This window comes from Paenibacillus hubeiensis, from assembly GCF_032334105.1.
Taxonomy (GTDB): domain Bacteria; phylum Bacillota; class Bacilli; order Paenibacillales; family Paenibacillaceae; genus Paenibacillus; species Paenibacillus hubeiensis.
The window spans coordinates 135,080-148,327 of the sequence record NZ_JAVYAE020000001.1; the positions used below are offsets into that span (position 1 = coordinate 135,080).

General features: G+C 54.2%; 10 protein-coding genes. 1 reads left to right on the top strand and 9 read right to left on the bottom strand.

Features of this window, described 5'->3' with window-relative positions; all coding sequences use genetic code 11:
• Window positions 1–173: 173 nt before the first annotated feature.
• From RSX24_RS00560 to RSX24_RS00580, 5 genes are all read right to left on the bottom strand, one after another.
• A complete protein-coding gene (locus tag RSX24_RS00560) occupies window positions 174–437 on the bottom strand; it encodes a YkgJ family cysteine cluster protein (RefSeq protein WP_236419388.1) in 264 nt (87 codons plus the stop codon).
• Between the two features lie 80 nt (window positions 438–517).
• Window positions 518–1,366, bottom strand: coding sequence for a chemotaxis protein (locus RSX24_RS00565; protein ID WP_343259393.1), 849 nt, complete (start codon window positions 1,364–1,366; stop codon window positions 518–520).
• 251 nt (window positions 1,367–1,617) lie between these two features.
• Entirely contained in the window at window positions 1,618–3,633 is a 2,016-nt protein-coding gene (gene treP, locus RSX24_RS00570; protein WP_343259394.1) for a PTS system trehalose-specific EIIBC component, read from the bottom strand.
• Window positions 3,633–5,390, bottom strand: a complete 1,758-nt coding sequence (gene treC, locus RSX24_RS00575) for an alpha,alpha-phosphotrehalase (protein ID WP_343259395.1) — start codon at window positions 5,388–5,390, stop codon at window positions 3,633–3,635. The genes treP and treC overlap by 1 nt, the downstream gene beginning before the upstream one ends.
• 164 nt (window positions 5,391–5,554) lie before the next feature.
• Complete coding sequence (locus RSX24_RS00580) at window positions 5,555–6,853, bottom strand: MFS transporter (protein ID WP_343259396.1); 1,299 nt, start codon at window positions 6,851–6,853, stop codon at window positions 5,555–5,557.
• A gap of 143 nt (window positions 6,854–6,996) precedes the next feature.
• Here RSX24_RS00580 and RSX24_RS00585 point away from each other — a divergent pair, with 143 nt between their 5' ends.
• Entirely contained in the window at window positions 6,997–8,826 is a 1,830-nt protein-coding gene (locus RSX24_RS00585) for an ABC transporter substrate-binding protein (RefSeq protein ID WP_343259397.1), read from the top strand.
• Between the two features lie 221 nt (window positions 8,827–9,047).
• Here RSX24_RS00585 and RSX24_RS00590 read toward each other — a convergent pair whose 3' ends face one another.
• The 4 genes from RSX24_RS00590 to RSX24_RS00605 form a co-directional block, all read right to left on the bottom strand.
• On the bottom strand, window positions 9,048–9,740 hold the full coding sequence (locus RSX24_RS00590) for a metal-dependent hydrolase (RefSeq protein WP_236419341.1): 693 nt from the start codon (window positions 9,738–9,740) through the stop codon (window positions 9,048–9,050).
• Window positions 9,741–9,877: 137 nt separating this feature from the next.
• Window positions 9,878–11,572, bottom strand: a complete 1,695-nt coding sequence (locus tag RSX24_RS00595; protein WP_236419323.1) for a glycoside hydrolase family 13 protein — start codon at window positions 11,570–11,572, stop codon at window positions 9,878–9,880.
• 159 nt (window positions 11,573–11,731) lie between these two features.
• Entirely contained in the window at window positions 11,732–12,187 is a 456-nt protein-coding gene (locus tag RSX24_RS00600) for a VanZ family protein (protein ID WP_339277763.1), read from the bottom strand.
• A gap of 43 nt (window positions 12,188–12,230) precedes the next feature.
• On the bottom strand, window positions 12,231–13,100 hold the full coding sequence (locus RSX24_RS00605) for an effector binding domain-containing protein (RefSeq protein ID WP_339277761.1): 870 nt from the start codon (window positions 13,098–13,100) through the stop codon (window positions 12,231–12,233).
• Between the last annotated feature and the right edge of the window lie 148 nt (window positions 13,101–13,248).

Here is a 13,248-nt window from a genome sequence, read left to right on the forward strand (position 1 = left end):
CAATGCATTGGCCATTTTCCAACTAACCATGGGAGTCACGCCAAATGAAGAGATCCACAGACCCACACCCAGCGTGACGATCCGTTTTATTGTTCAGGCATAACCAAAGAGCATCCCCGGAACGTGCCGAAGGATGCTCTTTGGTCATGATCATTATAGGAGTGTTTTCAGTCCTATTGTCCGATGGGGGACGTCTCCCGTTCCAGCCAGGTCAAAATGTCGAATGCCTCCTGGTCCGTACTGCCGCACATCTCCATCGAAGCTTGCAGCTCGCCGCATACGGCAGGCCGTTCCTCGCGCCCAAACAGACGGCATCGGTTGTCATCCGTCAGCTGCACGCAGCGTACCCCCGCAGGTTTGCCGCCTTCCATACCTGGAATCGGTGAACTGATGGAAATAGCGATGCAGCATGCGGCACAACCTGTCCTGCATTCCATATCATCTCGCCTCCTTCAAATGTTTGCTGTACCTGCTTTCTCCTCATATGTCGATCAACCGTCAACCGTCCCGTCAGGGGCTACGATCGATTCACCCATGTCCAGATCCGTGCCAATCCTTGCGCAATCCTGCGATTCATCGTACTGCTGTCAAAATAACCGCTGTGGCTAAGCGGACTCCATTGGACAAGCCATCCTCCCGCATGGATCTCGATGTCCTCCTTGACTGCCGCTTCATAGGCAGGATCGATCGGTTTGAGCGGATAACCCAAAATATCGTTCCGATCATAAAAGTTCACCCATTCCCCTGATATGCCTGGAAGATAGGTATCCGCCAGAGGAGACGGCACTGCAATGGGCCGATTGAATTCGTGATATCGCAGGCTCCAGAGCGGCAGCGTTGTTCCAAAGGAATAAAAGGCGGTTAACGTATCTCCGCGTTCCAGCGCAGAATTGGGATCAATGATGCTGGGCACCCGGTCGGAAGGAAATTGCAGATCATAGAAAAAATTGCTGGCGATCACCGCCCCCAAGCTGTGTGCGATGACGCAAAGCGGCGTTTCCGGGCCATTGCGGCCGGATAAGGCGTGCATGGCTTTGGATAACGTGGCATGTACGGCATCGTAATGATGCCCATGGTTTTCTACAGGCTGATAAGCCACGGCGTCCGCCAGATAGTGAATGATGAAGCGGCGCAAAAGCTGATAATTCAACCCTTGGTCCTTGACAAGCTTTTGGTAAAGCTCCTCCTCTTTTTCGGCAAACACATCCGCCCAAAACACCGGCTCGATATCGAGGCAGGCGGCAGCCGCCCCAGGCAATACCATGACCTGATCGAATTCTTTGTTCAGCCGGGAGATCAAGGTATCGGCATAATCCTCCTTTTGCATGCCCAGTCCGTGAATGACCATTACCGCCACGCGTGTCATGGCACTCCTCCTCCGCTATTCCATCGATTCATGTGTCCTGATCGGCGTTTGTTGAACCTTATGAGCGAAACGGGACAAACATGCACATTCCGCCCCGAATGACATTCCGGTCCTTGCTGAGAAGCTGGACGAACCTTCGTGATTCTTCATCCTTGTTCCTAAGTGTACCATGCCGGCAACGCAAAACGAACCGGCTTGGGAATCATATGCTCCCATCCGGTTCGCCTGCGTACGACTGCGGTTAAACTCTTTTATTTTTTCAGATGAATATGGAGTACGTCTTCACGATTGTGAACGACACTGCCCGTAAACGACTCTACCCGCTCCACCATATCCTGTCCATCCGGCACGATGATCGGGGTAATGAGCGGATAGCCGGCAGCCTCTATCACATCGCGATCGAATTCCAGCAGCGTTTGTCCTGCCTTGACGCGGTCTCCTGCCTGGACATGCACTCGGAAGCCTTCGCCCTTGAGCGAAACGGTATTGATGCCGATATGGACCAACATCTGCACCCCGCTCGCATGCTCCAAAATGACGGCATGCTTGCTCTTGATGACGTGGGCGACCTGCGCATCGAACGGAGCTGCCACGCTGCTGCCGGAAGGTTCGATCGCGACCCCGTCTCCCATCTGCTTCTCCGCAAATGCCGCATCAGGCACCTGTTCCAGCGGCACGGCCGTACCGCTTAGCGGTGCACGTACTTCAAGCACGTTAATCGATTCGTCGTTTGCGTTTTTTTCGCGTTCACCGCCGTTTGCCGCGGCCTGCGATACCTCGGCCCGCCCGGTTTCGGTTGTCGGCGCGGTTGCCGTTTCTGCCTGCGCTTCCGAAGCTGCCGAAGCGTTCGCGACACGCCCTTCCCTTCGGACCTTCATCCTGCCAAAGACCACCGTGAGCGCAAACGGCACGATCAGCACGATCGCCATGCCAATGAAGAACACACCCCATTTATTCGGAAAAATGGATAGAAATCCGGGCACGCCGCCCACGCCGATCGACGTGGCCTGAACATCGTTCATCGTCAGCAGCACGCCGCCGATGGCCGAACCGACCATCCCGAAAATAAACGGATATCTGTAACGGATGTTCACGCCGAAGATTGCCGGCTCGGTGACCCCTAGGAAAGCAGAGATCGAAGACGTGGCGGCAAGGCCGCGCATTTTACGTTCGCGCAGCACCAGCATCATCGCCAATGCCGCTGAACCTTGAGCGATGTTGGATAAAGCCAGCATCGGCCATAGAAAGGTACCGCCTTGGCTGCCGATCAGCTGCACGTCCACGGCCAGAAACGTATGATGCATGCCGGTAATGACCAGCAGCGCATACAATCCGCCATAGATCAATCCGCCAAGGGCCGCATACGAATTGTAGATATACATGAGTCCGTCCGTAATCGCGTTTGCGATCGCAAACGTGACCGGACCGATGATCGTAAACGCAAGAAATCCGGTGATCAGCAGCGTAACAGGCGCAACGACGAGCAGTTTCACCGAATCGTGAACCCTTTTGTTCAGGAACGTCTCCAGCTTGGCCAGCAAATACGCCGATACCAGCACAGGCAGCACCTGACCTTGATATCCGATCTTCTCGATTTCCCAGCCGAACAGGTTCCAGATCGGCACGGTGCCTTCGTTGACCGCATCGGCATACCCGTAAGCGCTGAGCAGGTCGGGATGCACCAGAATCAAACCCAGCACGATCCCGAGCAACGGGCTTCCGCCGAATCTCGTCACGGCCGACCATCCGATCAACGCAGGCAGAAACGTAAACGCCGTGCTTGCGATGGTGTTGATGATCGATGCAAGATCCTTCCAGGCCGGATAAACGTCAACGAGTGAACGCTCATCGAAAAAGATGCCGGGGCCGGTCAAAATGTTGTTGATCCCGAGCAGCAAACCTGCCGTAATAATGGCCGGCAGAATCGGGATAAAGATGTCCGACAGCGTTTTGATGGCGCGCTGGATCGGATGCTGTTTTTTGCCCGCGGCGGCTTTTACGTCGTCCTTGGAAGCACGGTCGCCGCCCGTAATCCCGATCATCTCATCGTATACCTTGTCTACGAGACCGGGCCCGATGACCACCTGGAATTGGCCTTGCGAGGAAAATTGCCCTTTGACCAGGTCGTTCCGGTCAAGCGCCTCGCTGTCGACCTTGCTTTCGTCGATGAGGGCAAACCTTAATCGCGTCACGCAGTGCGTGGCCGCTTCGATGTTTTCTTTGCCCCCGACCGCTTTCACGATATCTTCGACTTGTTTGCGATCCATCAGCTTCGCTCCTTTCCTGTGCCGTGATTCGTGGGCGGTTCCTCTTGGGAAATCAGCCACATGTAAGATGCAAAAGGCTCAAGGCAAAGCGTTGGTTCCAGTTCGGGAATCGTTTTCGTATTGCCGATCAGCAGTTCATGCCGCTTGTCTGCCACATGCGCCTGCCAGACCTCCTCCGGAAACCGGAAGCGGGATTGCTGTTTGCTGAAGCTGGAAACGACCAGCAGCGTTTCCTTCCCGTTCGAGCGGGCATAGGCAAACACCTCCGAATGCCCTTCATCCAGCCGTTCGTACAATCCATCCGTCAGCACTTGCACTTGCTTGCGCAAGGCAATTAATTTTTGGTAGTGGTAATACACGGATTCCGGATCGGCCAATTGTCTTTTCACATTCAACTCGGGGTATCGTTCATCGATTTTGATCCAAGGCGTGCCTGTCGTGAATCCCGCATTCTCGGTGTCGTCCCATGGCATCGGTATGCGCGAGTTGTCCCTTGAACGCGTTTTTACGATCTCGAACGCCTCGGCAGCCGACTTGCCGCCCTCTTGCTGCAGCAGCTTAAACATATTCGTGGACTCGATGTCCCGGAACTCGCTCGCATCCTGCCATACCGGATTCGGCAGGCCGATCTCTTCCCCTTGATAAACGTATGGAGTTCCTTGCAGTCCGTGAAGGGTCGTCGCCAGCATCTTCGCGCTTTCCGTCCGATATTCGCCATCGTCGGCAAAGCGCGACAACGCCCTGGGCTGATCGTGATTGTTCAGGAACAATGCATTCCAGCCTCCCCCCGCCTGCATGCCTGTCTGCCAATCGCTGAGCAGTCGCTTCAGCGCCTCGAAATCGTAAGGCATCAGCTCCCACTTCTGCCCGTTTGGATAGTCCACCTTTAAATGATGAAAGCTGAACGTCATCGAAAATTCGCGCGACTCCGGCCTGGAATACCGGATGCAATGCTCCAGCGTCGTGGATGACATCTCCCCTACCGTAACCAGCTGGTAAGGTCCGAACACCTCCTCGTACATTTCGCGAATGTACTCGTGCACCTTTGGGCCGTCCGTGTAAAAACGGCGTCCGTCCCCGGGCGGCACGCTGCCGTCATCGTCGGGAAAGCGCTGATCCTTCGAGATCAGGTTGATCACGTCCATGCGGAAACCGGCCACACCCTTATCCGCCCAGAACTTGAGCATTTTCCGCACTTCCGAACGCACCTGCTCATTTTCCCAATTCAGATCCGCCTGCGTTTTGTCGAACAAGGTGAGAAAATACTGCCCTGTTTGTTCGTCATACTGCCAGGCCGGGCCCCCGAACTTGGACTGCCAGTTGTTCGGCACGCCGCCGTCCGGCGCAGGGTCACGCCAAATGTAGTAGTCCCGATACGGGTTGTCCCGGGACGAGCGGGCCTGTTTGAACCATTCATGTTCTGTGGACGTATGGTTCACCACGATGTCGATCATCAGTTTCATGCCCCGTGCGTCAAGCCCTTCCAGCAGCGCATCCATATCTTCCATGCTGCCATATTCGGGATTGATTCGGTAATAATCGGCTACATCATAGCCGTTATCCCGCTGCGGGGATATGTATACGGGCTGCAGCCAGACGATATCGATCCCCAAATCGTGCAAATAGTCCAATTTTTCGATCAGGCCGGGGATGTCTCCCGTGCCAGAGCCTGTGGTGTCTTTAAAGCTTTTGGGATATACCTGGTACACCGTGGACGTTCTCCACCACGATGAGAGTGCTGTGTTTTCCGAACTCATGCTGCCGCCTCCATTTCCGTGTGGGGGTGTTATATTTTCCGCCTCTGGTATCCCTTACCCCAAAAACCGGGCAACCGTAACACCAACCTCTTCGTATGGAAGGCATCGCAGCCCGCAGTCATCGGAATTTACGCCGGTCCCCTTTGATTAATGCAGCGAGTCTTTTAAGTTCCATATTTCCGCATCGTCTTCTCCGGTTGGGAAAACTCCCTCAGCGGCTTGGCAACAACTTGCCTAATCAACAACGTACCCGTCATACCGATGGCAAATATGAGCCCAGCCATGCCGGCGGACGGCAGAAAAGCGCCGACGGTAATGCCCATTGCGGCAATCATGCGCGCACCCTGCATCATCATGCCGTTCACGGCCATATAGGAGCTGCGTGCTTCCACGCTGACCATTTCAGCCAGCTCCCGCTGGCGCAAGGGCGTGTGAATCAGCTCTCCGACGGTGGCAACCAGCATGAACAACGCGAGCAGCAACGGCTCGTTTGTATAGGCGATGACCGCAAAACCCGCAACGTACGCCACCGAACCCAGCGTCAGCCATTTCACCCGCTGCCATGGCCGGTCATAACGTTTGAGCAATGCATTGATGCCCAGCGCCATCACCACGATCAGAATCGTATTCTCCATTTGGATCAGCCCAAACATATGGATGCCATGGAGTTCCATCGCAGGCAGGAAAGGAAGATCTACCGTAAGGGGAACAAACTCTCGTTCCAATCGGACGCCGATATATTGGGTGAGATGAAACTCGGTCGATAACAACAGCAGCATGCCAAGGCTGTATGCCATAAAACGTTTGTCCTTGTAAACGGACTGGTACGTTTGGAGCATCATTGCCGCCCCCCTAAAGCGCATTCCCCGCTTCCCCTGCATCGGTCGAGGTTGATATGTCTCCTTCACCCGAAACGCGGTCAACAGAAGGATGCACAGACTCACCAAAGCCATGGCCATAAACAGCTCAAACCGGTAATCCTTAAACATCCACCCGCCGATGGCCGTGCCGAGCGTGATCGACAGGTTGATGGCCCAATAATTGATGCTGTACATCAGCGTTCTCGTTTCCGGCGTGCTGACGTCGATCAGCATGGCATCCGCCGCAGGAGCTCCAATGCCGTTCGCCGCCCCATGCAGCATGACCATGGCAAAGGTCAGCCAGACCGAATCGATCCCCGGCGCATTGGCTGCCGCCATCAGCACAGCGGCCGCAAACAGCACGCCTTCGGCATAGATCAGTACTTTTTTCCGTCCATATCGATCTGCCAGGTACCCACCCCAGAAGCTTGCGGCTATACGCAAAACGATGAGCAAGACCATCAGCAGGCCAGCCGTTTTCTCTCCCAGCTTTTCCGAAAAATAAATGGCCATGAACGGAAAAATCATCGCTTCGATCGTTCGTGTCATGAATACCGTCAAAATCCGAATACGTATCGTGGGGTGCAATTGCTTCAAGCTCATGTTCATTCTCCTTTGCCAAGTACATACAAGGTCGAGCGCATCGTGGCGCTCTCATGTATAATTGTATCTGGCAAAAGGAGAATAAAAAGTGTACCTTATTGCAACGTAATTTCACCTTTTATCCCATAACAGGAGATCTATCCATGCAAATTCATGAATATTACATGCAGCTTCATCAGCTTCGGGAGCATAGCGATACTGCTCCGGACGGCTCGTATGCCGTCACGATCGAACAGCTTGCCAAGCTGTTTCACTGCACGCCGCGAAACGTCAAGCTTGTGCTGCGCAAGCTTGAGCAGCAGCAATATATCCGTTGGCAGCCCGGCCGTGGGAGGGGAAACCCGTCGAGGCTTGCCCTGATTGGCGAACCCGCAGACGTGGTCCTTCCCGTACTGCATTCCCTGCTGCTGGAATCGCGTTTCAAAGACGCCTTCGCGCTTGCATCCGATGCGTCGCTCCCTCTCTCCGTAAAGCAAATGGCGCAATCCACAATTGCCCGCCAGCTGGGATTGCGGGTAGAAACCGCGTCCGGAGCACCGCTCGATGTGCTGCGGGTCATGCAGAACCGAGAACTGAAATCGCTGAACCCTCATGCGGTGTTTACCGTATTCGAAGCCTACCTGATCGATAATATATGCAGCACGCTTGTGGAATACGAACCCGACGTACAGCGCTTCGTTCCACGTCTTGCCCATGCCTGGGAACATAACGGGGATTACACCTCATGGACGTTCTACTTGCGCAAAAAGGTGTCCTTCCACCACGGCCATGAATTGACTTCGAAAGATGTACGTTCCACCTGGGAACGGCTGCGCGATGCATTGCCTGGGCCGTATACGGAGAGCCAGTACGTGAAAAACGTTCAGCTGCATGGGGATTATGCCGTTGAATTCCGCTTCCACAGAAGCAATCGCTTCTGGCTTCATTTCGCAGGCTCCATACAGATGTCCATCCTGCCTTCCGATTGGATGCCCGGGGAAAGCCGGTTGATCGGAACAGGGCCATACCGCATCGCGGAGCAGGACAAGCAAATGCTGCGCCTGGACGCCTTTGACGGCTATTACGGCCTTCGCCCGCTGCTCGACCGGGTGGAACTCTGGTTCCTGCCGGATGTGTACACGAACGAACGACACTACATGCTGCCCGATCCCCGGACTCCGGGCCCCGGCACGAGCCTGGAAACTTCGGGCAAACAAGCTGAGCGCGTTCATTGGCCGCAAACGACGGAATGGCAGCGCACCATGCTCCCCATAGCCCACGGTGCCCGCTATCTGCTGTTTAATTTCAACAGGCCGGGCATCCAGCATAACCGCGCATTCAGGCAGGTGATACGCATGCTGTACGATCAGAAAGCGTTGGTTAGCCAGTTAAGAAAAAATACGATGCGCCCTGCCGACAGCTTCCTGCCGGAAGTTAGCGAAACGGCGCCATTTCCAACCTTTTCATCCGACGAGGCACGCAAATTACTTCAACAAAGCGGGTATAACGGGCAGGAAATCCGTCTCTTTTTTCTGGCTAAAGAGGAGGAAACTTCCGAGGCAGAGTGGCTTAGGCAGCGCTGCGCCGACATGGGCATCCACCTGTCGCTCCATCCCATGCAGCAAGTGGATTCATCATGGATTCAGCAGGAGGCGGACATCATGCAGGCGGACGAACTGTTGGAAAAAGATCTGCAGTGGGGAATGTTCAGCTTCTTCATGAACCGCTCCAACTACATCCATCATTTATTGGAGGTGGAGCAACTGCGGCAGCTGGGAACGCTCCTCGAAGGATTCGTGCAGCAAGGCGAGCAGGAACGCTGGAACATCCTGCTGCGCGCAGAGCAGCTATTAAAGGAAAACCTCTGGCTGCTGCACGGAAGCCATACCCACAAAAAAAACCATCTGCATCCTGCGCTGCAAGGATTGCAAATGGACTCTTTCGGCCTGATCGACCTGTCTCAAGTATGGATCAAGCACGGAGATGCACTTTAGGAACGGACCGATCCCGGAGATGGCCACCCTTTCGCATGATCATAGAAGCGTGAGAAAAGGCAACCGTTGAACAGCCCGCTCGATGTTGCTGTTGCCGTTCCTTCATGCTCATTTTGGCACCTCAATCCGAAAAAAAGGCGAACATCCGCCAAAATTGCTGACGTGATATTCGCCTTTTAAACGCATTCTGGGGATGTTCACCCGAATCCATTCTACAGCCCTTACAAGGTGATGGAGTCCCCCGGTGCCATGACGCGTCCTTCCCGTCCTTTGGCAGCCAATTGCTGCACGAAGCGTTCGGCATCCTGGCGAATGACCGGGAACGTATCGTAATGCACCGGAATGGTCAGCTTGGCATTAAACCACTCCGCAGCCTGCAAGGCATCTTCCGGCCCCATCGTGTAGTGGCCGCCGATCGGTATAAACGCCACGTCGATCGAGTGGCGCTCGCCGATCATTTTCATGTCGCCAAACAGGCATGTATCGCCGGCATGCAGGACCGTTTTGCCCCCGATGTTGATGATGTAACCCGCGGGAACGCCCGCATACATGATCCGCTGCTCCTCTTCGAGCACAATGCCCGACGTATGGAAAGCTTGGATCATTTTCGCCTGCGCAAAGCCGAGATCCACCGTTCCGCCCATGTTCATGCCGATCGTGTCCAGCCCTTTCCATGACATGTATGTAGCCAGCTCCACGATCGCCACCACTTTGGCCTGATTGGCCTTGGCAATCGGTTCTGCATCCAGGATGTGATCCGTATGTGCATGAGTCAGCAGAACGACATCGGTTTTGACGTCCTCCGGCTTCGTAACGGCCAGTTCATTGCCGCGCAGGAACGGATCGATGAGCAAAGACTTCCCTTCCGTGCCCAGTTGAACGCTGGAGTGTCCATGATAAGTAATGTTTAACATTGCTGAAGCCTCCCGACCTGAGTGAATTTGAGAGTTGCGGGCCAGTACCCAACGTTGTCGCCACATTTGCGGCAAACTCACTACTTATTATAGTGCAAAACGCCTTTTAAGCGCAAAAGCGACAACGCCGGCACCTTTCATGCCTTGTTCATCCGATATACCCTGGCCTCGTAAGGCTGCAGCAGGATGGCACCTTCCTCTGTGGAATAGCGTTTGCCGACATTGCTGATCAGCAGCTTGGCTTCTCCTTCGCTCCATCCTTCCGGCCATTGCATGACCGGCTCCTCGGAACTGAAGTTGAGGATGATCAGCATCTGCTCGTTCTCCAACGAGCGGGTATACGCGTAAATGTGCTCATGATCAGGCAGCAGGAGTTCGTATTCTCCATAAATCAGCACGCGGTGCTTTTTTCGAAGCGCAATCATTTTGCGGTAAAAATGCAGAACAGATTGCGGATCAAGCTCCGCCTCTGCCACATTGATCTCCTTGTAATTGTCATTGACCTGAATCCATGGCTCCGCTTCCGAAAACCCGGCATATTCCGTATCGTCCCACTGCATGGGTGTGCGGGCATTATCCCGGCTTTTGCGCCAGATCGCCTCCATGACCTCATGCTTCGGCCTGCCCTGACCGATTTGCTGCCGATAATAATTCAGTGTTTCAATGTCGCGATACTGGTCGATCTCGGAAAACCGAATATTGGTCATGCCGATCTCTTCGCCCTGAAAGATGTACGGCGTGCCTTCCAGCGTGAGCATCCAGACAGCCAGCATTTGGGCTGATCGAACCCGGTACTTGCCGTCATCGCCAAAACGCGAAACCGGCCGCGGCTGGTCGTGATTGCCCATATAATTGGCGTTCCATCCCCGGCCGTGCAGCACCGTCTGCCACTGGCTCATGATTTCTTTAAGCTCGGGCAGCTTCCAGCTGCGGTACTCCCACTTTCCCGTCCCGGAGGATTGGGCGTCCACGAACATGTGCTCGAACTGGAACACCATGTTCAATTCGTCCCGGTCTGTGCCCACATACGCCAAAGCCTGCTCAGGTCCCAGCCCCGACGTTTCGCCAACAGTCATCGGGCCGTAAGGTTTGAGGACGTTGTCGTTCAACTGTTTCAGGATGGAATGCACCTGCTCCAGGTTGGAAAACAGTTGATATGCCGGGACGACCGGCAGATTACCGGGATTGTGCGCGCTGGGCAATCCTTCGGCCTTCGCGATATGGGCAACCGCGTCGAAGCGGAAGCCGTCGACCCCTTTTTCCAGCCACCAATGCACCATTTCGTACATCTCTTGTGCCATCTGGGGATTGTTCCAGTTCAGGTCGGGCTGATGCTCGGAATAAAGATGCAGGTAATACTCGTTCGTTTCCGGATCATGCTTCCACACCGAACCGCTGAAATACGATTCCCAGTTGTTCGGTACCTGCCCGTTTTTGCCCGAACGCCAAATGTAATAGTCGCGCCTTGCATTTTCCTTGGAGGAACGCGATTCCACGAACCAGGGATGCTCGTCCGACGTGTGGTTGAGCACCAGGTCCATCATGATCTTGAGCCCGCGGCGATGGGCCTCCTCCAGCAGACGATCGAAATCGTCCATCGTTCCGAACTTGCGCATGATCGAATAATAATCGCTGATATCATAGCCATTGTCGTGGCCCGGCGACTCATAGATCGGACAGATCCAGATGACGTCGATGCCGAGCGAAACCAAATAGTCCATTTTTTCAATGATGCCTTGCAAATCACCTTGCCCATCTCCGTTGGAATCCTTGAAGCTGATGGGATAGATTTGATATACGACGCTTTCCTTCCACCAAACGATAACCGCCACCTCATTTCAACGATTGCAAATCAACATAGGAGCGTGAACTCCGCGAGCTGATCGGATGCCCTTGATTATGTTTTAGCCGAAATGCCTGGTGTATAAACACCCCCTTATGAATGCATGAAAAAAAGACCTCCCGGGCAGAGGCCTAATTTCGGTATTTCATCACCGCGAGCCGAACCTTAATCTGACCCACCCTCTGCACATCGCATAGCCCAGCCAAGCACCCAGCGTATTCAGCATGAGATCATCCACGTCAAATGTCCCGACGCGGGTGAGCAGCTGGGTAAATTCTACCGCAAGCAGCAGCACGATCACCGCTGCCGTGAACCGGAAAAACGTCCGGAAGCTGCGAAACAGAACGGGAATCCATAAGCCGAGGGGGACAAATAATACGATGTTGCCGAACAGGTTTTTCACCCAAGCTTCGGTCGTAAATTTATGCTTTTCCAGCAGCAGCGGTTTGACCGTCTCAAACGGAATGAGATTGTATCGATAGCTTTCTCCCGGCACCCTTCCGTTCGCGAACAGCAGATTGCCCATGAACAGCAGGTAGGCAGCGGCAAACAGCGCAACGCAAAGCGTCCATCTCCGTGAGCCTGTCCATGTTTTCTTTGGCATGGGCGAAGTCCTTTCTGCCTGAATTTTCAACAAACCGGTGACTTCATTTTAGCGGAATATAGATTTTCATGTCCAACTGCTGCGGCGTGGATTTCCATACATCCGTCACTTCGAAGTCCGGTCCCTCCCTGCGTTCATAACCGGATTGGGGCAGCCAGCTGCCATAGATCATTTTGCGGATATCCTGTCCCGACCCTTCGACCGTGAATTCGGCATATAGGCCCCCGGGAAGTTCTATCCAGGTGAAACCCGGTTTCAGGTTCTGCCCATCGGCTGCCCCGCTCTCCTCGCCGACGATGAACGAGAACCCGCCATCGTCGGCGAAGCGGCACGCAACGCCATACGCCAGATCGGGACGCGACCGTTCGGGGATGTCCATAAATTTCTGCGATGCGCCGAACTCCTGATAGAACCCGGGGATTTCCGAATAATGCTGGTCATTGTTCAGGTTGGTCATGTACTCGTAGCCGATAATCCGGATCGGATTCAGCGTTAATAAACGGGGTGCTCTCATATACATATCTCCTCCAAGCCGTGAGCGATAATCGTTAAAATCAATGACCGACTGGCTCTTCAAGGAACAAGGCTCCTCCTGCATTTTTCGAAACCGCGCAGGTGTCATCCCCCAATGTCCTGCAAATGCACGCGTGAATGCTTCCTGGGATTGATACCCCCATGCAAGCGCAATATCCAGAATCCCGTGCTCCGATTCGCGCAAATGGCGTGCCGCTTCGGACAGTCGCCTCCTGCGAACGTATTCCAGCACAGTGAATCCCGTAATGGCTTGAAACAGCCGCTGGAAATGGAAGGCCGAGAACCCGGCAACCGCAGCCGTGGCCCGTATGTCGAATTCCTCCTGCAAGTGCTGCTCCAAGTAGTGAATGGCGAGCTGAATTCTGGTGTAATGGTCCATACCAAATTGGTTCCTTTCTGTATCGGACGAATGGGTTTAACGATCTCTACATCATTATGGCCGATGGTTTAACGCGTTTTTTGATATTGCGTGCGAACCTGTATTGGCAAACATCCGTTCTGCTGTTATGGTAATAACAGGATATGTA